Origin of the sequence: Isoptericola variabilis, assembly GCF_050311655.1 — a bacterium.
GTDB lineage: Bacteria > Actinomycetota > Actinomycetes > Actinomycetales > Cellulomonadaceae > Isoptericola > Isoptericola variabilis.
In genome coordinates this window covers 367,443-388,237 of sequence record NZ_JBNOZM010000003.1, presented here as the reverse complement: position 1 = coordinate 388,237, position 20,795 = coordinate 367,443, and the positions used below count along the sequence as shown (strand labels likewise).

At 74.1% G+C, this 20,795-nt stretch carries 24 protein-coding genes; 13 read left to right on the top strand and 11 right to left on the bottom strand.

The genetic code is table 11. The features are described 5' to 3' along the window. Positions 1-121: 121 nt before the first annotated feature. On the top strand, positions 122-439 hold the full coding sequence (locus ACQP60_RS08970) for a DUF4235 domain-containing protein (protein ID WP_429730954.1): 318 nt from the start codon (positions 122-124) through the stop codon (positions 437-439). 4 nt (positions 440-443) lie between these two features. Then, positions 444-1,370 (top strand): hypothetical protein, encoded by a 927-nt coding sequence (locus ACQP60_RS08965; protein WP_429730951.1) that lies wholly within the window; start codon positions 444-446, stop codon positions 1,368-1,370. Positions 1,371-1,386: 16 nt separating this feature from the next. On the opposite strand, the gene ACQP60_RS08960 is transcribed toward ACQP60_RS08965, so the two are convergent. Beyond that, the gene (locus ACQP60_RS08960) at positions 1,387-1,680 is read right to left on the bottom strand and encodes a DUF4287 domain-containing protein (protein WP_429730948.1); all 294 of its coding nucleotides are present in this window, start codon (positions 1,678-1,680) and stop codon (positions 1,387-1,389) included. Further along, positions 1,680-2,030 (bottom strand): cupin domain-containing protein, encoded by a 351-nt coding sequence (locus ACQP60_RS08955; RefSeq protein ID WP_429730945.1) that lies wholly within the window; start codon positions 2,028-2,030, stop codon positions 1,680-1,682. Before ACQP60_RS08955 ends, ACQP60_RS08960 begins: the two co-directional genes overlap by 1 nt. A 173-nt stretch (positions 2,031-2,203) precedes the next feature. On the opposite strand from ACQP60_RS08955, the gene ACQP60_RS08950 reads away from it, so the two are divergent. From ACQP60_RS08950 to ACQP60_RS08915, 8 genes are all read left to right on the top strand, one after another. Continuing rightward, positions 2,204-3,391: an ROK family protein gene (locus ACQP60_RS08950; RefSeq protein ID WP_429730942.1), complete on the top strand. Its 1,188-nt coding sequence runs from the start codon at positions 2,204-2,206 to the stop codon at positions 3,389-3,391. Positions 3,392-3,416: 25 nt separating this feature from the next. Beyond that, positions 3,417-4,664 (top strand): Gfo/Idh/MocA family protein, encoded by a 1,248-nt coding sequence (locus ACQP60_RS08945; RefSeq protein ID WP_429730939.1) that lies wholly within the window; start codon positions 3,417-3,419, stop codon positions 4,662-4,664. A 94-nt stretch (positions 4,665-4,758) separates the two neighbouring features. Further along, a complete protein-coding gene (locus tag ACQP60_RS08940) occupies positions 4,759-5,679 on the top strand; it encodes a carbohydrate ABC transporter permease (RefSeq protein WP_429730936.1) in 921 nt (306 codons plus the stop codon). 14 nt (positions 5,680-5,693) lie between these two features. Then, on the top strand, positions 5,694-6,656 hold the full coding sequence (locus ACQP60_RS08935; RefSeq protein ID WP_429730934.1) for a carbohydrate ABC transporter permease: 963 nt from the start codon (positions 5,694-5,696) through the stop codon (positions 6,654-6,656). An 11-nt stretch (positions 6,657-6,667) separates the two neighbouring features. Then, entirely contained in the window at positions 6,668-8,023 is a 1,356-nt protein-coding gene (locus ACQP60_RS08930; protein ID WP_429730931.1) for an ABC transporter substrate-binding protein, read from the top strand. Positions 8,024-8,055: 32 nt separating this feature from the next. Next, positions 8,056-9,048 carry an ArsR/SmtB family transcription factor gene (locus ACQP60_RS08925; protein ID WP_429730928.1) on the top strand — a complete coding sequence of 331 codons (993 nt, stop codon included), beginning with the start codon at positions 8,056-8,058 and terminating at the stop codon, positions 9,046-9,048. A 42-nt stretch (positions 9,049-9,090) separates the two neighbouring features. Next, complete coding sequence (locus ACQP60_RS08920; RefSeq protein WP_429730925.1) at positions 9,091-10,299, top strand: MFS transporter; 1,209 nt, start codon at positions 9,091-9,093, stop codon at positions 10,297-10,299. A 63-nt stretch (positions 10,300-10,362) separates the two neighbouring features. Next, entirely contained in the window at positions 10,363-10,707 is a 345-nt protein-coding gene (locus ACQP60_RS08915; protein ID WP_429730922.1) for a DUF5808 domain-containing protein, read from the top strand. A gap of 47 nt (positions 10,708-10,754) precedes the next feature. Here the strand turns inward: ACQP60_RS08915 and ACQP60_RS08910 are convergent, their stop codons facing one another. From ACQP60_RS08910 to ACQP60_RS08885, 6 genes are all read right to left on the bottom strand, one after another. After that, the gene (locus ACQP60_RS08910) at positions 10,755-11,534 is read right to left on the bottom strand and encodes a thioesterase family protein (protein ID WP_429730918.1); all 780 of its coding nucleotides are present in this window, start codon (positions 11,532-11,534) and stop codon (positions 10,755-10,757) included. Between the two features lie 82 nt (positions 11,535-11,616). Next, positions 11,617-12,258, bottom strand: coding sequence for a LysE family translocator (locus tag ACQP60_RS08905; RefSeq protein WP_429730915.1), 642 nt, complete (start codon positions 12,256-12,258; stop codon positions 11,617-11,619). A gap of 9 nt (positions 12,259-12,267) precedes the next feature. After that, positions 12,268-13,425, bottom strand: coding sequence for an FAD-dependent oxidoreductase (locus ACQP60_RS08900; protein ID WP_429730912.1), 1,158 nt, complete (start codon positions 13,423-13,425; stop codon positions 12,268-12,270). Beyond that, positions 13,415-13,651, bottom strand: a complete 237-nt coding sequence (locus tag ACQP60_RS08895) for a helix-turn-helix domain-containing protein (protein ID WP_429730909.1) — start codon at positions 13,649-13,651, stop codon at positions 13,415-13,417. Before ACQP60_RS08895 ends, ACQP60_RS08900 begins: the two co-directional genes overlap by 11 nt. Next, the gene (locus ACQP60_RS08890; protein WP_429730906.1) at positions 13,651-14,130 is read right to left on the bottom strand and encodes a DUF2975 domain-containing protein; all 480 of its coding nucleotides are present in this window, start codon (positions 14,128-14,130) and stop codon (positions 13,651-13,653) included. The genes ACQP60_RS08895 and ACQP60_RS08890 overlap by 1 nt, the downstream gene beginning before the upstream one ends. 81 nt (positions 14,131-14,211) lie before the next feature. Further along, positions 14,212-14,877 carry a hypothetical protein gene (locus tag ACQP60_RS08885; protein ID WP_429730903.1) on the bottom strand — a complete coding sequence of 222 codons (666 nt, stop codon included), beginning with the start codon at positions 14,875-14,877 and terminating at the stop codon, positions 14,212-14,214. A gap of 57 nt (positions 14,878-14,934) precedes the next feature. On the opposite strand from ACQP60_RS08885, the gene ACQP60_RS08880 reads away from it, so the two are divergent. Further along, positions 14,935-16,158 (top strand): low temperature requirement protein A, encoded by a 1,224-nt coding sequence (locus tag ACQP60_RS08880; protein ID WP_429730900.1) that lies wholly within the window; start codon positions 14,935-14,937, stop codon positions 16,156-16,158. Here the strand turns inward: ACQP60_RS08880 and ACQP60_RS08875 are convergent. Together ACQP60_RS08875 and ACQP60_RS08870 are read right to left on the bottom strand one after the other, a co-directional pair. Then, entirely contained in the window at positions 16,097-16,945 is an 849-nt protein-coding gene (locus tag ACQP60_RS08875; RefSeq protein WP_429730897.1) for an alpha/beta hydrolase, read from the bottom strand. The genes ACQP60_RS08880 and ACQP60_RS08875 overlap by 62 nt on opposite strands. Before the next feature lie 29 nt (positions 16,946-16,974). Continuing rightward, on the bottom strand, positions 16,975-17,853 hold the full coding sequence (locus ACQP60_RS08870) for a CPBP family intramembrane glutamic endopeptidase (protein WP_429730894.1): 879 nt from the start codon (positions 17,851-17,853) through the stop codon (positions 16,975-16,977). 138 nt (positions 17,854-17,991) lie between these two features. Here ACQP60_RS08870 and ACQP60_RS08865 point away from each other — a divergent pair, with 138 nt between their 5' ends. Then, positions 17,992-19,209: an MFS transporter gene (locus tag ACQP60_RS08865; RefSeq protein WP_429730891.1), complete on the top strand. Its 1,218-nt coding sequence runs from the start codon at positions 17,992-17,994 to the stop codon at positions 19,207-19,209. Here the strand turns inward: ACQP60_RS08865 and ACQP60_RS08860 are convergent. Continuing rightward, positions 19,163-19,594, bottom strand: a complete 432-nt coding sequence (locus ACQP60_RS08860; protein ID WP_429730887.1) for a VOC family protein — start codon at positions 19,592-19,594, stop codon at positions 19,163-19,165. The genes ACQP60_RS08865 and ACQP60_RS08860 overlap by 47 nt on opposite strands. A 71-nt stretch (positions 19,595-19,665) precedes the next feature. On the opposite strand from ACQP60_RS08860, the gene ACQP60_RS08855 reads away from it, so the two are divergent. After that, on the top strand, positions 19,666-20,721 hold the full coding sequence (locus tag ACQP60_RS08855; protein ID WP_429730884.1) for a YdcF family protein: 1,056 nt from the start codon (positions 19,666-19,668) through the stop codon (positions 20,719-20,721). The last annotated feature ends 74 nt before the right edge of the window (positions 20,722-20,795 follow it).

Below are 20,795 nucleotides of genomic sequence, written 5' to 3'. Positions count from 1 at the left end.
GTCGTGGTGGTGCGTCGGGGCCGCGCCGGCGGCCGACCAACCCTGGCACTGTAACCGCCGCTCGGGCCGTCGCCAGCCGTCGCCCCGTGCGGGCCGCCCCGGCCCGGCCTAGCGTCGGGGCATGAGCGAGGACAACGACGTGGTCCGTACCGAGAAGTCGGGCGGCAAGGCCGCGAAGATCCTGTACCGGCCGGTGGGGATCGTCAGCTCGATCGTTGGCGGCATCGTGGCGGGGCAGGTCTTCAAGCAGGTCTACAAGCGGGTCGCGCCCGGGCACCCCGACGACGCGCCCACGCCCCTGCAGTCCGAGTACCGGCTGCGGGAGATCCTGCTCGCGTCGCTGCTGCAGGGCGCGATCTTCGCCGTCGTGAAGGCGGCCATCGACCGCGGCGGCGCTCGCGCGTTCGAGCGCTGGACGGGCGAGTGGCCGGGCGACTGACCCGGTGACCACGGACCCCCGGCCGACGGTCCCGCGGCCCGCCGACCGGGTGTGGCGGCGGGTGCCCGGCGGGGCGCGGTCGCTGCTCGAGGGCGGCCTGCCCGGCGCCGACCTGCGCACGCTGCTGCTCGACGTCGCCGCCGCCCGCGCCGCCACGACGCGGCCCGCCGACGTCCTCGCGCAGTGGCGCCGCGACCGCATGGTGCGGCCGGCGGCCGTCGACCCGCGCCGCCTCTGGGCGCTGGAGGCGCGCCTGTGGGCGGAGCTGCCCGACGAGTTCGCCGCGGTCGAGCCCGCGCCCGTCGCGCCGCTCGCCACCGCCGCGGCGCTCGGCGGGGTGAGCCAGCAGCGCGTCGTGACGACGACGCGGCTCACCGAGGTGGTGAGCGACTCCAGCAACGTGCTCGCCGTCGAGGCCGCGGACCGCCGCTCGTCCCGCCCGCGCGACGAGCCGGTGCACGTCGCCGCGATCCAGCGCCAGCTGCGGGCGCAGGTCTTCGGCCCGGGGGCGGCCGCGCACTTCCGGCTCCTCGTGCTGGTGTCCAGCGCTCGCGCGACGGGCTCGGCGCAGACCGAGGCGGGGCTGCTCGTCACCCACGTGCGGGCGTGGCAGCGGCTGCTGGCCGCGACGGTCGCGCCCCGCCGGCCCCGGATCCTGCTCACCGTCTGGGGCGACGGCGGCGTGGCCGAGCGCGTCGCGGACACGGTGCTGCCCGCCGTCCGCGACGACGTCGTACCCGTGGTGGCGGACCCCGCCCGCGAGCGCGCCCGCGGCTACTACGACGGCGTCGCGCTCCGGGTCGTGACGGACGACGAGGCGGAACTCGGCGACGGGGGCCTCACCGACTGGACCGCGCGCCTGCTCGGCGACCGCAAGGAGCGGTGCCTCGTGTCGTGCGTCTCGACGGAGCGGCTCCTCGGGCCGGCCTGACGCGCACCCGGGGTCCTCACCCGTCCGCGGGCCGGGCGTCCTTGCCGTCGAGCCACAGCCGGTCGCTCGCGTCGCGGTGCGTGCCGTCCGTGCCGACGTGCTTCGAGCTGATCCGGTCGCCCTTGACGATCACGTGCGCCATGGCCTGGGCGTGCCCGTGCCCGATCCCGTACGTCTCCTTGAGCCACCCGACGACGGCCATGGTCTTGCTGTCGGGGCCGAAGCCCTGCTCCGCGGCGGCGTCGACGATCTGGCGGGGCGTGAGCCCGGTCTTCGTCTCGACGGCGTCGAGGTAGGCCTGGAACGACATCAGCGGTGCTCCTCGCTCTTGTTCTGCTGGATCATCGTGGCGGACGCGTGGATGCACATCATGCGCAGCACGCCGGTGCCGGTGTTGGTGAACCCGTGCCAGACGTCGGGCCCGACGACGGCGGTGTCGCCGGTGCGGGCGACGACGGTCTCGGCGCCGATGCGGATCGTCGCCTCGCCCTCCAGCACCGACCACGTCTCCGTGTAGGGGTGACGGTGCAGGTCCGGGCCCTGGCCGGGGTCGTTGGTGACGAGGAAGAACGACACGCCCGAACCGTGCTGCCGGCCCTCGAAGCGCAGCGTGCGCGAGTGCGGCAGGCGGATGGTGTCGGCGGGGACGACGGCGGCCATGGTGGCTCCTCGGTGGTGGTCGGTGGGCTGACGTCGTCCAGCCTCGCCGGGGCGACATCGTCCGACGAGGGTTTCGACCGACGTCGAAAGGCGTGGCCCGCGGCCGTCGCGAGCCTCGAGGAGATCGCTTCTATTCATTGACAGAGTGAAGGAAAGAGGGCCAGGCTCGGGACGTGCAGCGCCGCGCAGACGTCCCCCGCCTCGGCTCCCTGGAGCCTTCCGCCCGAGCGGTCGTGCGCGCCCTGCTGCTGGCCGGGCCCCTGTCCCGGGCGGAGCTCGCACGGCGCCTGGAGCGCTCGCCGGCGAGCATCACCAAGATCACGCAGCCGCTGCTCGCCGCCGGCCTGATCACCGAGGACTCGGCGTCGCCCGGGGAGAGCCGCGGCCGCCCCGGCGTCCCCCTGGTCCTGCAGGCCGGGCGCCACCGGTTCATCGGGGTCAAGGTCACGTCGGACGAGGTGTTCGCGGTCCGCACGGATGCCGCCGGGCTCGTCGAGGCGTCCGGCCATCGCGACCTCGCGGACGTCGAGCAGGGTACCGTCGTCGGCCAGATCCTTGAACTGGTGAACGAACTCCGCGGGTCGGGCGAGATCCAGGCGCTCGGCGTCGGGCTGGCCGGCCGGATGTCCCGGTTCGACGACATCGTGCGCCACAACCCCTTCCTGGGCTGGGACCAGGTGCCGCTCGCCGACATCCTGGAGCGGGCGACCGGCATCCCCACCGTGCTCAGTGAGGACGCCCGTGCGCTGACCGCGGGGGTGCAGTGGTCCGGTCCCGGCCGCGGCATGAGCGACCTCGCCGTGCTGACGGTCGGCGTCGGCGTCGGGCTGGGCATCGTCATCGAGGACCGGGTGCTCGCCGGCCCGTCGGGCAGGGTCGGCCGGATCGGGCACATGCGGGTCGCGGACTCCGGCCCGGTGTGCGAGCGCGGGCACCGCGGCTGCGCGTCGGCGTTCCTCACGACCGCGGCCATCACCCGCGGCATCGGGGTGCCGCGCGGGCGGGCCGACCTGGACCTCGATGCCGCGCTCGCGCTGGCGGACGACGGCGACCCGGTCGCGCTGCGCGTCTTCGCCGACGCGGGCCACGCCCTGGGCGTGCTGATCGCCCAGCTCGCGAACGTGCTCGGCCTGCCCGCCGTGATCCTCGCGGGCGACGGGCTCGGCATGCTCGCCCACGCCCGGCCCGCCCTCGACGCCGCGCTCGCCGACCACCTCGACCCGAACGCCACGCGGCCGGAGGTCGTGGCGTTCTCCTCCGGCTTCGACGAGTGGGCCCGCGGCGCCGCCGTCGTCGCCTGTCAGTGGATGCTCGTCGATCCGCCGTCCCACCGCACCCACCTGACCCGACACCCCGCCTGACCCGACACACCAGCAGGAGGCACCGTTGTCCGCACTTCCCCTCGACCCGACCGCCCCGCTCGCGCAGGATGCCGGCTCGATCAGCATCGGCATCGTCGGCGCGGGCCAGTTCTCGCGCAGCTTCGCGACGCTCTGGGACCTGCACCCGAACGTCGACCGGCTCACCATCACCGACCTGGTCCCCGAGCGGGCCAAGTCGCTGGCCGACCGCTACGACCGCGCCACCGTCGTCGACAGCTTCGAGGAGATGCTCGACTCGGACGTCGACGCCGTCGCCATCTTCACCCAGCGCTGGACGCACGCGCCGCTGGTGCTGGCCGCGCTGGAGGCGGGCAAGCACGTCTACTCGGCCGTGCCGATGGCCACCGAGCTCACCGACATCGAGGAGATCATCGCCGCCGTCGGGCGCACCGGCCTCACCTACATGATGGGCGAGACGAGCTACTACAACCCGGCCACCGTCTTCGTGAGGGAGAAGGTCCGCGAGGGCGCTCTCGGCCAGGTCTTCTACGCCGAGGGCGACTACGTCCACGACATGGACCTCGGCTTCTACGCCGCGTACCAGTACAGCGGCGGCGAGAACTGGAAGGCCACCGCGAGCTACCCGCCCATGCTCTACCCGACGCACGCCATCGGCGGCGTGCTCGGCGCGCTGCCCACCCGCGCGGTGAGCGTGAGCTGCATCGGCGTCGAGGACCGCCGCGGCGACGGCGTCTTCGACCGTGAGGTCAGCCAGTTCGGGAACAGCTTCTCCAACGCCACGGCGCTGTTCGAGCTGGCCGACGGCGGCGCGATGCGCACCAACGAGATGCGCCGGGTGGGTTATCCCTCGCACATCCGGGAGTCGCGGTTCCGCTTCTTCGGCACCGAGGCCAGCTTCGAGCAGCTCGCCCACCAGAGCGTGTGGAACGACAAGGAGACGTCCACGGACGTGTCCGCCGACTTCGTCCCGGTCCGCGGCGGGGGCGACGACGCGGACCTCGCCGACGTCGACCCCGCGCTGCGCGAGGCGTTCACCTCCGGCTCGGCGCCGGTCCACGACCGGACGCGGCTGCCCGCCACGTACGCCGACGCGCCGAACGGTCACGAGGGCTCCCACCACTTCCTCGCCGACGACTTCGTCCGCGCGGTGGTCACCGGCGAGCACCCGCCCGTCGACGCCTGGCTGTCCGCGAAGTTCACGGCGCCCGGCATCGTGGCGCACGCCTCGGCGCTGGCCGGCGGCGAGCGCCTGCCGATCCCGGACTTCGGGGACCGCCCCGAGCGCGACTGAGCGTCACCCCCGCGGCCCGGCGTCGCCGACGACGCCGGGCCGCACCGCACCGCACTGTCCGAGCACTGCTTGCAACGACGCAAGGAGGAACCTGATGGCTGCACCGTCCGCGCCACCCGTACCGACCGTCCGTGGGAGACGGTCGGGCCGCCGGGACGACACCCGGCTCGCCCTGCTCTTCATCCTGCCGGCCAGCATCGGCCTGCTCGTCTTCTACTTCTGGCCGCTGGTCCGCGGCATCTGGCTGAGCTTCACGTCCTGGGACCTGCTCAGCCCGGCCGAGTTCGTCGGTCTCGACAACTACCGCGAGATGGTGGCCGACCCGGTGTTCTGGAACGCCGTCCGGGTCACGCTGCTGTACGTCGTGATCAACATCGGCCTGCAGACGGTCGTGGCGCTGGTGATCGCGGTGCTGATGCAGCGCCTCAGCCGGTCGACGCTGCTGCGGTCGCTGGTGCTCGCGCCGTACCTCGTGTCGAACGTGGTCGCCGCGCTGGTGTTCCTGTGGATCCTCGACTTCCAGCTGGGGATCGGGAACCAGCTGCTGGAGTGGGTCGGCCTGGAACGCATCGGGTTCTTCACCTCCGAGACCTGGGCCATCCCCACCATCGCGATGGTGAACGTCTGGCGGCACATGGGGTACACCGCGCTGCTGATCTTCGCGGGCCTGCAGGCCATCCCGCCCACCACGTACGAGGCGGCGCGGGTCGACGGCGCGTCGGAGGTGCGGACGTTCTTCGGCATCACGCTCCCGCTGCTGCGCCCCATCCTCGGCCTCGTGCTGATCATCTCGGTGATCGGGTCGTTCCAGGTGTTCGACACCGTCGCGGTCACGACGAACGGTGGCCCCGTGGACGCCAGTCGCGTGCTGCAGCTCTACATCTACGACAAGGCGTTCGGTCAGTTCGACTTCGGGTACGCCTCGGCGCTGAGCGTGGCCATGCTGCTGATCCTGGTGGTCGTCACCTTCTTCCAGTACCGCATGACGCGGGCCGGCCAGACGGACCTCAACTAGGAAGGGCGGCGACCATGACCGAGACCACGACGGCACCTGCCGCACCCACGACCGCCCCCGCGCCCGAGACGGGCACGACGGCGCCCCCACGCCGTCGTCGACGCCGGGTCACGCCCGGCCGCGTGCTGGCCTGGGCGGTGATGATCATCGTCCTGCTCGTCACCCTGTTCCCCTTCTACTGGATGCTGCGCACGGCGCTGTCCAGCAACGGGGCCCTGTACGCCAACTCGACGTCCCTGCTGCCGGTTGACTTCAGCTGGGGCGGGTTCGAGCGCGTCTTCGGGCTGCAGTCCACCGAGGAGTCCATCGCCCAGGGCGGCTCCGGGGCCTCCATCGACTTCTGGCTCTACCTGCGCAACTCCGTCGTGGTGGCCACGGTCGTCACGGCGTGCCAGGTGTTCTTCTCCGCGATGGCCGCGTACGCGTTCTCGCGGCTGCGCTGGCGGTGGCGCAACGCCGTGTTCGCCGTCTTCCTGCTGTCCCTGATGGTGCCGGTGATCTTCACGCTGCTGCCGAACTTCGTGCTGGTCCGGGAGCTCGGGCTGATCGACACGCTGCTCGGCATCATGCTGCCCGGGCTGTTCATGACGCCGTTCGCGATCTTCTTCCTGCGGCAGTTCTTCATGAACGTCTCCACCGAGGTGGAGGAGGCCGCACTGATCGACGGCGCCAGCAAGGTGCGGGTGTTCTTCTCGATCATCATCCCGATGTCCGTGGGCCCGATCGCGACGATCTCGATCCTCACGTACATCGGGTCCTGGAACGACTACTTCTGGCCGCTGATGGTCTCCTACACCGACGACTCGCGGGTGCTCACCGTCGCGCTCGGGAACTTCAACGCGCAGACGCCGCAGACCGGGCCGGACTGGGCGGGGCTGATGGCCGCGACCCTGGTGGCCGCGCTGCCGATGATCCTGCTGTTCGTCGTGTTCGCGAGGCGGATCGTCAACTCCATCGGCTTCAGCGGGATCAAGTGAGGAGGCGGACCATGCACCACGCACGTCGCACGACGGCGACCCTCGCCGCGGCGGTGGCCGCCGGCTCCCTCGCCCTGGCGGGCTGCGCCGGGCCGGACGACGCGGCGGCCGATGACGCCGTCGTCCTGGACTACTGGCTCTGGGACGCGAACCAGCTGCCCGCCTACCAGCGCTGCGCGGACGAGTTCGAGCGGCAGAACCCGGACCTGCAGGTGCGGATCAGCCAGTACGGCTGGAACGACTACTGGCGCAAGCTCACGGCGGGGTTCGTCGCCGGCGCCGGGCCGGACGTGTTCACCGACCACCTCACCCAGTACCCCGGCTTCGCACAGCGTGGCCTGCTGCTGGACCTAAACGACCTCGAGGCGACGGCCGACGTCGACTACGGCGGGTTCCAGGAGGGCCTCGCGGACCTGTGGGTGGGGCAGGACGGCGCCCAGTACGGCATGCCCAAGGACTTCGACACCGTCGCGCTGTTCTACGACGAGAACGTCATCGCCGAGGCGGGGATGACCCCGGAGGACCTCGCGGACCTCGACTGGAACCCGGACGACGGCGGCAGCTTCGAGGAGGTGCTCGCCCACCTCACCGTGGACGAGAACGGCGTCCGCGGCGACGAGGAGGGCTTCGACGCCGAGAACGTGGCCGTCTACGGTCTGGCGTCGAACGGCTCGGGCGGCATGTCCGGGCAGACGACGTGGTCGTGGCTGGCGGGCGCGACCGGCTGGACGTTCACCGACAAGGACGTGTGGGGCACCGAGTACCACTTCGACGACCCGCGCGTGCAGAAGTCGCTCGAGTGGCTGTTCGGCCTCGTCGACAAGGGCTACATGGCGCCGTACGAGGAGGTGGGCACCGAGCCCAACCCGCAGCAGGCCCTCGGCTCGGGCCGGGCGGCGATCTCGGCGAACGGCTCCTGGATGCTCGGCACCTACGCCAACCTGGCGGGCGTGGACCTGGGCATCGCGCCCCCGCCCAGCGGGCCTGTCGGGCACCCGGTGTCGATGTACAACGGGCTCGCCGACTCGATCAGCGCCCAGACCCCCGACCCCGAGGAGGCGGCCCGGTGGGTCGAGTTCCTCGGGTCGGACGACTGCCAGCGCATCGTGGGCGAGGCCGGCGTCGTGCTCCCCGCGCGGCCCGCGGGCACCCAGGCGGCGGTCGAGGCCTTCGCCGACCGCGGCCTGGACGCCTCCGTCTTCACGGACATGGTGGAGAAGAAGCAGACCCTCTTCTTCCCCGTGACCGAGGAGTTCGGCGCGATCGACGCCCTCATGACGCCGATGATGGACGAGATCTACATCGGCGACCGCGACCCCGCCACGCTCACGGAGGTGAACGACCGGGTCAACGGGCTGCTGAAGTGAGGGCGGGCGGGGCACGGCGCTACGGTGACGCCGTGCCCCGCCCCCGCCGTGACCGCACCGTCGAGTTCCGCCTCGCGCCCGACGACGTCTCGGCGATCCGGTTCGGCGTCTCGCCCGGCCACGAGCTGGCGCACGCGGTGCGCGTGCTGGCCCAGCCGGCGTACCACCCGCTGCAGTGGGGGTGGCTCCGTGCGGCACGGGGCCGGGCCCCGGCGCGTCCCCTCGCGCTGCTGACCCTGCTGGTCGGCGCCGACGGGTACCTGCCGGACTTCCTCACCTCGACGCCCGGCTGGGACCTCGGCCCCGACGAGGAGCTCGACCGCCTGCGCGAGGCGGACCTCGGGCCCCTGCGCGTCGACCTGCTCAAGCGGGTCGACCGCACCGCCGGCGCCGACCGGCGGCTGCTGCAGGCGCTCGCCGACGACCCGGCGCACGCCCGCGACCTCGCCGTCGACGCCTGGCGGCAGGTGTGGGACGCGGTGCTGGCACCGTCGTGGCCGCAGCTCGAGCGGATCCTGCGCGCCGACATCGGCGCCCGCTCCCGCCGCGTCACGACGCACGGCCTCGGCACCATGGTCGACACGCTGCACGCGGCCGTCACCTGGGCTCCCGACGCCGTCCGGGTGCGGCTGCGGATGCACGGCGAGGTGCTCGACTGCGCGGGCAGCGGCCTGGTGCTGGTCCCGTCGGTGATGGCCCCCCGCTGCTCGGTGGTCACCGAGCCGCCCGCGCAGCCGACGCTCTTCTACCCGGCGCTGGGCATCTCCGAGCGCTGGTCCGACGACGTCCCCGACACGTCCGGGGCGCTCGCGGACCTGCTCGGGACGGGCCGGGCGGGCGTGCTGCTCGCGCTGCGCGGGCCGCTGTCCACGAGCGAGGTCGCCGCGGCCGGCGGCCTCGCCGTGTCGACGGCGTCGCACCACCTCGCGCTGCTGCGCGCCGCGCGCCTGGTCGACTCGCGGCGCGACGGCCCGCGCGTGCTGCACGAGCGCACGCCGCTGGGGGAGGCGCTGGTCGGGGGCTGATCGCCCGGCGGCACGGCGTGGGCCGCGCGATAGGTTCGCCCGATGCGTCGACCTGCTCCTCAGCCCTCGTCGTCCGTCGCGCGCGTGCCGGGGTTCCGGCCGCTGCTGGCGATGTCGGCGCTGGGCTTCTCGGGCTACGCGCTGCTGCTGCCTGCAGCGCCGCTGTGGGCAGTGCGCGGCGGCGCGAGCGAGGGTGGCGCCGGGCTCGTCAACGCGGTGCTCATGCTCGCCACGGTCCTCACGCAGACCACCGTGCCGTGGCTGCTGCGGAAGGTGGGCTGGCGGCTCACGATGACGGTGGGCGTCGTGCTGCTCGGCGCGCCGTCGCTGCTGTTCATGGCCACGGACCAGCTCGCGTGGCTGCTCGGGCTCTCGGCCGTGCGCGGCATGGGGTTCGCGGTGCTGACCGTGTGCGGCTCGAGCGCCGTGGCCGCCCTCGTGGACGGCCCGCGGCACGGCCGTGCCATCGGGCTGTACGGACTGTCCATCGCGTTCCCGCAGCTGGTGCTGGTCCCCAGCGCCGCGTGGATCGCCGAGACGCTCGACTTCCGTGTCGTCTTCGCGCTCGGTGCGCTGCCCGTGCTCGCGGCGCCCTTCGCCTCGCTGCTCGGGCGTCGCCTGGACGCCCTCGACGCCGACGCGGGCGCCGACGCCGCCCCGGCCGGCCAGGCCGTCGACGCCGGTGGGCCGGGGCGCGGCCGCGTCCTGCTCGCGCTGGTCATGCCGTCGCTCGTGCTGCTGGCGGTGACGACGCCCGGCGGCGCGCTGCTGACGTTCGCGCCGCAGTTCGCCGGGGGAGCGGGCGCGGCGGTGGCGGGCCTGCTCGGCTTCACGGCCGCGACGGCGCTGTCCCGCTGGGGCGTGGGCGGCCTCGCCGACCGCTTCGGGCCGCGCGTCTTCCTGGCGCCGCTGCTCGCCTTCTGCGCCGCCGGGCTGGCGGTGTGCGCGGGGGCGATCGCCGACGGCGGCCCCCGGCCCGTGCTCCTCGTGCTGGGGATGACGATGGTCGGCGTCTCATACGGCAGCCTGCAGAACCTCACGCTCGTCGCCGCGTTCGCGGCCGTGCCCGCCCGGCAGCACAGCACCGCCAGCGCGGTGTGGAACATCGGGTTCGACGCCGGCACCGGCCTCGGGTCGCTCGTCGTCGGGTTCATCGCCGCGGGCACCTCGTTCTCCGTGGGGCTGCTGACCACGGCCGTCGTGTGCGTGGTCGCGGCCGCCGCCGTCCTGGTCACCCGGCCCTCCCGCTGACCTGGGGCGCGCACCTGGTGCACGATGGGTGGGGACACCGACAGCCGACGAGCGGAGGCCGAGATGGGCACGAAGCAGGAGATCCAGCACGGGAAGCCGGGGCGCGGCCGGAAGCGAGGACCGGGGCTGTTCCAGCTGATCGTGGTCGGTCTGGTCGTCGCGGCCGTCACCAAGGAGCTGCAGAAGGACAAGGAGGACCGCACCTGGCACGGCACCGTCGCCGGGTTCGTCCCCTACGAGTTCCGCCTCCCCACCGTCGAGCGTGTCCGCGAGCGCGTCTGGGACCCGCAGGGCGAGCACATCCTCAGCCCGCACGTCTTCGGCGTGGGCTGGACGCTCAACGTCGGACGCATCGTCGAGCTCGTGCGGCGCAAGGTCGACGACTCACGCGAGGACGCCCCTGCCTGACGATCCGCGGACACCCGTTGCCGACACGCCGGACGACACGTTCGTGGTCACGGCGCGTCGAAGGCGCGGACCACGAGCCCCTGCGCGAGGGCGCCGAACGCGCCCCGCTCGTCGTGCAGCACGCTGGACGTGAGGCCGGCGCCCGTCGCGCCGAAGACGACGCTCGTGTCGAGGCCCAGCCACTCGCCCTCGGGCGCGCGGTGCAGGTGCGCCGAGAGGTCGACGTTCGGGAAGGCGACGCGGCGCGGGTCGGCCCGCACCGTCATCCCGTTCGCGAGGTCGAACAGCCCGACGGTGCGGGCGAGGGCGCTCACGTCCTCGTCCTCGACGAGCGCGTGCCCCGTGCGGACCCAGACGTGACCGCGGCCCGGCTCGGCCAGGTCGCGGCGCGCCTCGATCGACTCGACGAAGCCGCCCGGCCAGTCCGCACCCGGGTCCCACACGGGGGTCGCATCGGGCCCGGGCAGCGCCGCCGGCTCGCCCCCGGCGAGCGCCGTCGTGTCGCCGACGCCGGTGAGCCAGGCCCGCAGCGTCACGACCGTGCGGCCGGAGCAGGCCACCGACGCCTCGACCAGCTCGACGCCGCGCCCCGGGCGCAGCACGCGCACGTCGGCGGTCATCTCCTCCAGGCGGTACGGACCCCAGATGTCGAACGTCAGCCGGGTGACGGCCAGGTCGTCGCGGCCCCGCTTCTCCCGGTCCGCCTCCACGAGGTGCGTGAGCAGCCCGAGCGTGGGAGCCACGTGCTGCTCGTCGGTCTTCCAGGCGCCGCCGACGTGCTCGGTGGGCTGGAACGTCGTCGCGCCGGTGCGGCGGAAGTAGGCCATGGGTCGTCCGTCCTTCGTGGGGAGTGCCGGCCATCCTGCCAGGCCACGCGCTCAGGGGCGGCTCGGGCGGCTCGCCCGGCGCTCAGGCCTTCGCGGGCGTGAGCACCAGCGTGCCGGCGAGGCCGAGCATCATCCCGCCGCCGGTGGCGCGGACGGCGGACAGCCGCCGCGGCGACCGCGCGAACCACGCGCGCGCCGTGCCGGCCAGGACGGCCCAGGTGCCGTCGAGCACCAGCGCGATGAGCGTGAACACCAGGCCCAGCACGAGCATCTGCAGCGGCACCGCGCCGGCGTGGAAGTCGACGAACTGGGGGAGCGCGGCGACGAAGAACACGATCGTCTTGGGGTTGGTCGCGCCGACGACGAATCCCTGCCGCAGCGTGGTCCACGACGACGCGGGTCGCGCCCGCGGGTCGACCGCGACGTCGGTGCCCTCGCGGCGGTGCCGGATCGCCTGGACCCCGAGGTACCCCAGGTAGGCGGCGCCGAGCAGCTTGACCACCGTGAACACGGCGACCGACTGGGCCACGACCGAGCCGACGCCGAGCGCCACCAGGGTGATCGGCACCAGCGACCCGAGCTCGTTGCCGACCACGCTCAGCAGCCCGCCCCGTCGCCCGAGCGACAGCGACCGGCCGATCACGAACAGCACGCTGGGCCCCGGGATCGCGACGAGCACGACCGAGGCGAGCGCGAAGGCGAGGAGCGAGTCCACCGGCGGCACAAGGGGAATCTAGCCCCGCACACCAGGCGTGGCGAGGGCGATCTTCCGGCTCGCCGGCGCGGGGTCCGGGAACGACCCGTGCCCGAAGAGGATGCGCCGGGCGGCGGCGCGACCGGGCGGCGTGCGCAGCGCGGCGACGCCGGCGGCCGCGACGGCGGGGGTGCGCACCAGCGACAGGCCGCGACGCATCGCGAGCCGCCCGCGGAACCGGGCGCGCAGCGCCGCGCCGTCGTAGCGCGCGAGCTCGCGCCGGTCGCCGGTGCGCAGGGCACGGTCGAGGACGTCGGCCGCGTGCGCGGACAGGCGCAGGCACGGGTCGAGCCCGCCCGCGGTGAGGGGAGAGACGGCGCCCGCGGCGTCGCCCACGAGCAGGCCGCGCGGCGCGGCGACCCGGCGCAGCAGCCCGCCCACGGGGATGGGGCCGGCGCGACGCTCGACGGCGTCGGGCACCGGCACGCCCGCGAGGCCGGGCGCCGTGGCGGCGAAACGGCGCAGCGCGTCGCGCAGGCCGTGCGGGTACCGGTCGGGATACCCGGCGACACCCACGTGCGCGTGCTGGCCGTCGTCGAGCACCCACGCGAGGTAGCCGGGCGCGAGGCGCGGGTCGAGCACGCAGTGGAAGGCCGGCACGACGTCGCGTCGCGGCACCTCGAAGACCTCCTCGGCCCCGACCAGCAGCTCGCGGTTGCGATCGAGGCCCAGCTCCCGCGCGACGGCGGACCGGGCGCCGTCGGCCCCGACGACGAACGTCGCGCTCGCCTCGACCGGGCCGCCGGGGCCGTGCAGCAGGTGCGTGTCGCCGTGCGTGCCGAGGTACCGGGTGCCGAGCTCGAGCCGCACGCCGGCGACGGCGGCGCGCGCGGCCAGCTCCAGGTACAGCGCGGCCATGTCGCCCACGCGGAACTCGTCGTGCCGGCTGTCGAGGGTGACCGGGTCCCGGTGCGACGGCGGGTAGAGCACCATCCGCCGGACCGGCGGGCCGAGGTGCTCGGGCGGCAGGTCGAAGTCCTCCAGCGTGCGGCGCACGAAGATGCCCGTGGTGCGGACGGTGGCGTCGAGACGGGTGCGCCGGTCCGCGAGGACGACGTCGTGCCCGCGGCGCGCGAGCTCCGTCGCCGTCCACAGCCCGGCCAGGCCGGCCCCGACGACGAGCACGTCAGCGCGCATCGTGCGCCCCGTCGCCGGGCTCGTCGTCGACCCACTCCAGCAGGTCGCCCGGCTGGCAGTCGAGCACCCGGCACATGGCCTCGAGGGTGGCGAAGCGGACGGCCTTGGCGCGCCCGTTCTTGAGCACGGCGACGTTGGCGGGCGTGAGCCCGACGCGCTCGGCGAACTCGCCGACGCTCAGCTTGCGCCGGGCGAGCTCCACGTCGAGGCGGACGACGATCGGCATCAGATCACCCCGTCGAGGTCGGTGCGCAGCTCCGTGGCCTGCCGCAGCAGCGCACGCAGCACCACCACGAGCAGGCCGACGGCCGCGCCCACGAGCAGCACGCCGAGCAGCAGCGCGGCGAGACCGGCCAGCCCCTCCGCGGCCACGAGCAGCACGAACGCGGCGAGCACGAGCACCCAGGCGCCCGCCACGGCGGCCACGATGCCGTTGACCCACACGAGCGCGTGGTCGGAGAAGATCCGGTCGTCGCGGACCATCGTCAGCAGCCGCCAGGTGCACACGATGACCGCCTCCACGCAGACCAGCCCGACGAGGGCGAGCACGAGGAGCGGCCAGCGCAGGGGAGCGAGGTCGGGCGACTCCTCCGCCATCCGCGCGAACGCGGCGGGCAGGACGACGACCTGGGTGACGACGAGGGCGGCGAAGACGGCGACGAGCAGGCCGCGGAGCGGTCCGACGAGGCGCTGGGTGCGGGACATGCGGACGAGCGTGGCGTCCCGCCTATCGAAAGTCAATAGATATCGATCGCTTCGCGGCGTCTTCGCAGGATCTCCCCGTGCTCAGTCCTCGCCCTCGAACAGCCCGCCGTCGAGCAGCCAGTGGTACCGGAGTCGCAGCGCCCGCTCGGTGCTGGCCAGGATCGTCGCGACCAGGAGCGCGACGTTGAGGCCCGCCGGCAGCCGGACCGGCGAGGTGAACGTGCCGAACCGCTCGGCGACGGGCGGGATCTGCGAGACCTGCTCGACGAGCTGCGGGACGCCGAGCACCAGCGCGACGGCGAGGACGGCCCAGGAGACGGCGCCGACCGTGCGGCTCAGGCCTGGGCGGTCCCGCTCCAGACGGGCCCGCCGGCCCTCGGCGGAGGCGGGGTCGGGTTCGAGCTGGCACTCGCGGCCGTCCGGGGTCACGTAGTGGCAGCGACGCAGGCCGTAGCTGCTGGTGGCCACCTGGATCGCGCCGCCGGTGACGGGGAGCTCGGCGGGGAGCTTCGACGTCGCGACGTGCACGCCGTCGCGGTAGAGCCGGGCCCGCACGTCACCGTCGTCGGAGTCGCCCCAGAGCCGCACGTCGACCGACCACCGCTCGGGGGCGCCGCCGTCGCCCACGAGGTCCAGGTGGAAGAGGGCGCGGGACAGGGGCTGCCACCACCGGAACCGCTGCAGGGCGTGCCCGTCCCCGGGCCTGATCCGGCGCGCGGCGCGCCGGCGTCTGTGGTCCGAGAACATCCCCGGCAGCGTAGCCGGGCCCGCGACCCGTGGCCCGGCGGGCGAGGCGGGTGCACGATGACTCGCGTGAGCACACCCGAGACACCGCGGTCGCGCCTCGTGCGCATGGCCGCCCGCGACCCGCAGGAGCCCGGCCGCACCGCGAGCCCGTTGGAGCTGTTCTTCGACCTCGTGTTCGTGGTCGCGGTGAGCGTCGCGTCCGTGCAGCTGCACCACGCCCTCACGGAGGGGCACGTGGGCAGCGGCCTGGCCTCGTACGGGATGGTGTTCTTCGCGATCTGGTGGGCGTGGATGAACTTCACCTGGTTCGCCACGTCGTTCGACACCGACGACTGGCTCTACCGGGTGCTGACGATCGTGCAGATGTCGGGCGTGCTCGTGCTCGCGGCCGGGATCGAGCCGGTGTTCGTCGACGGCGACTTCACGGTGGTGGTCGCCGGCTACGTCGTCATGCGGGTGGCGATGATCGCCCAGTGGCTGCGCGCGTCGGGCACGGACGGGCCCACCCGCGCCGCGACGCGCGCCTACGCCGCGGGCATCGCCGTCGTCCAGGTCTGCTGGCTGGCCTTCCTCGCGGTGCCTCCGGGGGCGCAGGGGATCGTGTGGGTGGTGCTCGCCGCGGCGGAGCTGGCCGTGCCCGTGATCGCCGAGCGCCGCGGCCGCACCCCGTGGCACCCGCACCACATCGCGGAGCGGTACGGCCTGTTCACCCTGATCCTGCTCGGCGAGAGCCTGCTGGCGTCGTCCAACGCGATCATCGAGGCGCTGCACGACCAGCAGGACCTCGGCTCCCTGGTATCGATCGCCGTCCTCACCGTCGTCGTGACCGCCGCCCTGTGGTGGGTCTACTTCTGGCCGCCGCACCATCACGCCCTCGACGGCCGGCTGAGCCGGTCGCTGCGGTACGGCTACGTGCACTACTTCGTCTTCGCCGCCGCCGGCGCCTTCTCGGCGGGCATCGAGGTGGAGATCGACGCGCTCACCGGGCACACCGCGCTGTCCGACGTCGGGGCGTCGTTCACCGTGACGATCCCCATCGCCGTCTTCGTGCTGGGCATCTGGTGGATCGCGATCCGCGAGAACGCCGACCGCGTCGTCAACGTGGCGCTGCCAGCGGGCGCGGTGCTCGTCCTGCTCGACCCGGTCGTGCCGGTCCCGGTCACCCTCACCGCCGTGATCATGGTGGCGGTCGTCGTGGTGCTGGTGCTGCACCCGCCGCTCAGCGAGCCGCGAGCTCCGCGAGCACGTCGGCGGCCGGAGCGGGGTGCACCAGCCAGCTGAGGTGGCTGGAGGGCAGCGTCCGCACGACGTAGGGGTTGTCCGGCGTGAGCGCGTCGCCCTCGCGGATCAACCGGTCCTGCATCGCGAGCGGCATGCTGGCGTCCTCGCTCAGCCGCACGTAGGCGCGGGGCACCGTGCCCCAGGTCGCGGCCTGGGCACGGTCGTCCGGGGAGCCGGCGTCGAGGTTCTCGTCGGGCTGGAAGGTGGCGAGGAAGGCGCGGAGCTCGTCGTCGGTGCCGTCGGCGAGGAACGCGGCCTTGAGCCCCGCGAGCACGCCCGGGTCCGCGGTGCGGAAGTTGGAGCGCAGGAGGCCGACGTCGGCGGGGTTCGCGACCATCGCACCCGCGACGGCCGTCGCGTCGAAGGACGCCATCTCCGGCTCGGCGTAGTAGTCGCCGACGTCGAGGTCCACGGGGGCCCAGGCCGACACGTACACGAGGCGGTCGACGAGATCGGGTCGCGCGTTGGCCACCGCGGTCAGGGTGACGCCGCCGCGGCTGTGCCCCACGAGGACCACCGGCCCGTGCTCGCGCACCCGCTCGAGCACGCCGATCACGTGCGCGGCGTTGTCCGCGAGCGTCACGCCCTTGATCGCGCCGGGCGCCGTCGCGAGCCCCGCGAGGTCCTGCGGCGCCTGGTACTCCGCGGGATACGTGGCGGCGAACCCGTGGCCGGGGAGGTCGACGGCGAGGGAGCGGAGGCCGCGCAGGGCGAGCTCCGCCTGCAGCGGCGCGAACGAGAAGGAGTTGGCGAAGGCGCCGTGGACCAGCACGACCGTGGGAGACATGCCGGCGAACCTAGCGGAGCGCCCGGGCGTCAGGCCGTCGTGGCCCGGGGCGTGTCGTGCCCGGCGGCGCGGACGTCGACGGCGCGCGCGAGGAACAGCACGACCACGCCGAGCGTGATGAAGAGGACGTTCGTCGGGGTGGCGAGGGCGAGCAGCGGGCTCGTCGGCGTGACGGTCGTGGTCTCGTCGATCCCGCCGGTGGCGAGGAACAGCATCGGGTCGAACAGGCCGTGCAGCAGGATCGGCCACACCAGGTTCCCGGTGACCCGCAGCGTCAGGTACATCGCGACGCCGAACCCGAACGTGTACACGACCGTGACGGCGACCGTCGTCGGGGCCATCCCCGACAGCGCGTTCGCCGAGTGCAGCAGCGCGAAGATCACCGACGACACGACCATCACGACCCACTCGGACGACCCGCCCCGGCGCAGCAGGGTCACCACGACGCCGCGGCACAGCACCTCCTCGACGAACCCGACGAGCAGTCCGGCGAAAAGGGTCGTCGCGACGACGCCGGCCGCGTACGCGCCGTAGTCGACGCCGAGGGCGCGCAGCAGCACGGGCGCCAGGACGAGCGCGGGCGCCACCCACATCCAGCCCCGGCCCGCGGGCTGCGGCCCGAAGAGCACCGGGAACCACCGCAGCGACGCGACGAAGACGACGAGCACGACGGCGCCGACGAGCAGCGGCAGCGCGAGGGCCACGAAGACCCCGGCGGGGGTGGCGAAGAGGTCGTCCGGGTCCACGGAGTGCGCGAACCAGGCGCCGACCACTCGGCTCGCGCCGAGGTACAGCGCCAGGTAGGCCGCGGCCGCCAGCACCGCCCGCCACAGGCCGCCGCGCTCCCAGAAGTCCTGCCAGCCCGAGGACCGTCCCGGGGTGCCCGTGCCCTCGATGTCGCCGCCCATTGCCCGTCCCCGTCTCCCGTGCCGCCGGGGCGGACGCCCCTGCGGGAAAAGTAGACGGCGCGGGGCTCCGGCGCGCGGCGACGACGAGACCTCACCCGGGGTCGAATCGATACGAGGATCGCGGATACGATCGACCGCATGCCCGACCAGCTCCGCCGTCGCCTGTCGCTGTTCTCGCTGACGCTGCTCGTCGGGCTCGGCATGTCGTCCTGGATCACGCGCACGCCCGACGTCCGGGACGCGCTCGGTGCCTCCACGGCGGGGATGGGGCTGGTCCTCTTCGGGCTGTCCGTCGGCTCGATGACGGGCGTGCTGTCGGCGGGGCCGGTCGTGCGTCGCCGGGGCGCCCGCCCGGTGATCCTCGTCGGCTCGCTGCTGGTGGTGGGCGGCGTCGTGGTCATCGGCCTGGCCGCCGCCGCGGGCCTCGCGGCGGGGGCGTTCGCGGGCCTGCTGCTCGTGGGCCTGGGCGGCGGGCTCGGCGAGATCGGCCTCAACATCGAGGGCGCGGCACTCGAGGCCGAGTCCGGGCGGCCGGTGCTGCCCGCCCTGCACGGCAGCTTCAGCCTCGGCACCGTGGTCGGCGCCCTCGTGGGCATCGCGCTCACGGCGCTGGACTTCCCCGTGGTGTGGCACCTGCTCGCGATGGCGGCCGTCATGGCCGCGCTCGTGGCCTGGGCGATGCCGGGGATCCCGGCGGGCACGGGGCGCGACGAGGCGGGGAGGGCGCGGGCGAGCGCCCCGCGTGAACGCCGCCCCAGCGTGTGGCGCGACGGGCGCCTGGTGCTCATCGGCGTCGTCGTGCTCGCGATGGCGTTCGCGGAGGGCGCGGCCAACGACTGGCTGCCCCTGCTCATGGTCGACGGCCACGGGATGTCGGCCACGCACGGGTCGCTGGTCTACGCCGGCTTCGCCGCGGCGATGACGGTGGGCCGGTTCGCCGGCGGGCCGGTGGTCGAGCGGTTCGGCCGCGCCGCGGTGCTGTCCGTGAGCGCCGTGTGCGCGATCGCCGGCATCCTCGCCGTGGTGTTCGCGCCGAGCCCGGTCGTGGCGGGCGTCGCCGTGGCGCTGTGGGGCCTGGGCGCGTCCCTCGGGTTCCCGGTGGCGATCTCCGCGGCGGGCGACGACCCGGAGCGCGGGGCCGAGCGCGTCAGCGCCGTCGCCACCAGCGGCTACCTCGCGTTCCTCGTGGGCCCGCCGCTGCTCGGCTTCCTCGGCGAGCACCTGGGGCTGCGGCTCGCGATGCTCGCCGTCGTCGTGCTGCTCGTCGTGGCGGCCTTCGCCGCCCGCGCCGCCGCGCCGCGCCCCCGGGTCACGCCTCCCGGGCCGCCAGCACCGCGGCCCGCTCGGGCTCGCTGAGCAGGATGCAGAACTCGTTGCCCTCCGGGTCGGCGAGCACCACCCAGCCGCCCTGGCCCTCCGGGCTGCGGCGGTCGGCCACCTGCGTGGCGCCGAGGGCGAGCAGACGCTCCACCTCCTCGGCCTGCGTGCGGTCGGTGGGGCGTAGGTCGAGGTGGCCGCGGTTCTTCACCGTCTTGGGCTCGGGCACCTCGATGAACAGCAGGCGGCCGTGGCTCTCGGCGGGCGCGTCGTGGCCGGCGGGCGGCACGATCATGCACTCCTCGTGGCCGGGCAGGTTGGGGTCGCCCGGCACGTCGACGTAGCCGAGCACCTGCTTCCACCACTCGGACTGGGCGTAGGCGTCGCGGCAGTCGAACGTCGTGTGCGAGATGCGGGAGGTCATCTCCGCATCCGACCACGACGCGCCCCGCGCACCCAGGCTTTATCGCGGCCGGTCCCCCCTATCCTGCGGACGTGAGTGCCGAGGTCAACGCCACCGTCTGGTCCGTCGTCGTCTCGGCGGTGATCTGCGGCCTGTGGGTCGCCTGGCTGGTGCACTCGCTGCGGGTGGACCGACGCCGCCTGCGCAACGGGTTCCTCGCCCTCGCCGTCGTCTACACGGGCGTGGGGCTGCTGGGGCAGCTCGTCGCGCTGGTGCCCGGCGGCACCACCGCCATGGGGCTGATCACCTTCCTCCTGTTCGGCGTCCTCGGCCTGGGGCTCCTCGTGCTCCCGGTCTTCCTGGTGGCCAACGGGCTGACGATGGTGCGCCGCGAGCGCCGCAGCCTCGGCAACCTCCTGTCGCTGCTGGTCGGGGTGGCCATGCTGGCCGCGCCGTTCGTCGTCGCCGCGCCGTTCCTGCTGCGGGTGCCCTGGGCCGTCGGGCTGGTCGTGGGGCTGGCGATGGGCACGGCGTGGCTCGGGTTCGTGTTCCTGGGGTTCGTGACCCAGACGCTGCTGTACCGCCGGTACGCGGCCCGCGTGCCCGCCCGCGGCGTCATCGTGCTGGGCTCCAAGGTGGTGGGCGGCCGGGTGCCGCCGCTGCTCGCGGCCCGGCTCACGGCCGGCCGGGACGCCGCGGTCCGCCTCGGGTCCGACGGCGTCCCGGTGCCCATCGTCCCCTCTGGCGGGCAGGGCGCGGACGAGGACCGGCCGGAGGGCGTCGCGATGGGGGAGTGGCTCGTCGACCGCGGCATGCCCGCCGACCGCGTGCTCGTGGAGGACCGGGCGCGGACCACCCGCGAGAACCTCACCCTCGGCGCCGCCGTCCTGCGGGAGCACGGCACCGACGGGCCGTACCTCGTCGCGACGAACAACTACCACGCGCCGCGCGCGGCCATGGAGGCGATGGACCTCGGCCTCGACGTGCACGCGGTGGGCGCCCCGACGGCGGGCTACTTCTTCCCCAGCGCGTACCTGCGCGAGTTCGTCGCGGTGCTGCGCCGCCACCCCGCGGTGCACGTCGTCGTGGCGGCCGGCATCGTCCTCGTCGCGGCGATCGTGACCGTCGTCGCGGTCTCCGGGCTGTAGCGCGGGCGCCCTCGTACCGTTTCGACGCGCACGATCGCCCCGGGCGACGCAGACTGACGTCACCGCAGCACTGC

What these genes read in the sequence shown, in the direction of transcription:
- ACQP60_RS08870 (WP_429730894.1), bottom strand. Translation starts at nt 17,853, where the DNA reads ATGGGCGGCGACATCGAGGGCACGGGCACCCCGGGACGGTCCTCGGGC.
- ACQP60_RS08875 (WP_429730897.1), bottom strand. Translation starts at nt 16,945, where the DNA reads ATGTCTCCCACGGTCGTGCTGGTCCACGGCGCCTTCGCCAACTCCTTC.
- ACQP60_RS08895 (WP_429730909.1), bottom strand. Translation starts at nt 13,651, where the DNA reads ATGCCGATCGTCGTCCGCCTCGACGTGGAGCTCGCCCGGCGCAAGCTG.
- ACQP60_RS08860 (WP_429730887.1), bottom strand. Translation starts at nt 19,594, where the DNA reads ATGACCTCCCGCATCTCGCACACGACGTTCGACTGCCGCGACGCCTAC.
- ACQP60_RS08970 (WP_429730954.1), top strand. Translation starts at nt 122, where the DNA reads ATGAGCGAGGACAACGACGTGGTCCGTACCGAGAAGTCGGGCGGCAAG.
- ACQP60_RS08900 (WP_429730912.1), bottom strand. Translation starts at nt 13,425, where the DNA reads ATGCGCGCTGACGTGCTCGTCGTCGGGGCCGGCCTGGCCGGGCTGTGG.
- ACQP60_RS08955 (WP_429730945.1), bottom strand. Translation starts at nt 2,030, where the DNA reads ATGGCCGCCGTCGTCCCCGCCGACACCATCCGCCTGCCGCACTCGCGC.
- ACQP60_RS08930 (WP_429730931.1), top strand. Translation starts at nt 6,668, where the DNA reads ATGCACCACGCACGTCGCACGACGGCGACCCTCGCCGCGGCGGTGGCC.
- ACQP60_RS08865 (WP_429730891.1), top strand. Translation starts at nt 17,992, where the DNA reads ATGCCCGACCAGCTCCGCCGTCGCCTGTCGCTGTTCTCGCTGACGCTG.
- ACQP60_RS08915 (WP_429730922.1), top strand. Translation starts at nt 10,363, where the DNA reads ATGGGCACGAAGCAGGAGATCCAGCACGGGAAGCCGGGGCGCGGCCGG.
- ACQP60_RS08890 (WP_429730906.1), bottom strand. Translation starts at nt 14,130, where the DNA reads ATGTCCCGCACCCAGCGCCTCGTCGGACCGCTCCGCGGCCTGCTCGTC.
- ACQP60_RS08910 (WP_429730918.1), bottom strand. Translation starts at nt 11,534, where the DNA reads ATGGCCTACTTCCGCCGCACCGGCGCGACGACGTTCCAGCCCACCGAG.
- ACQP60_RS08880 (WP_429730900.1), top strand. Translation starts at nt 14,935, where the DNA reads ATGACTCGCGTGAGCACACCCGAGACACCGCGGTCGCGCCTCGTGCGC.
- ACQP60_RS08935 (WP_429730934.1), top strand. Translation starts at nt 5,694, where the DNA reads ATGACCGAGACCACGACGGCACCTGCCGCACCCACGACCGCCCCCGCG.
- ACQP60_RS08885 (WP_429730903.1), bottom strand. Translation starts at nt 14,877, where the DNA reads ATGTTCTCGGACCACAGACGCCGGCGCGCCGCGCGCCGGATCAGGCCC.
- ACQP60_RS08940 (WP_429730936.1), top strand. Translation starts at nt 4,759, where the DNA reads ATGGCTGCACCGTCCGCGCCACCCGTACCGACCGTCCGTGGGAGACGG.
- ACQP60_RS08920 (WP_429730925.1), top strand. Translation starts at nt 9,091, where the DNA reads ATGCGTCGACCTGCTCCTCAGCCCTCGTCGTCCGTCGCGCGCGTGCCG.
- ACQP60_RS08960 (WP_429730948.1), bottom strand. Translation starts at nt 1,680, where the DNA reads ATGTCGTTCCAGGCCTACCTCGACGCCGTCGAGACGAAGACCGGGCTC.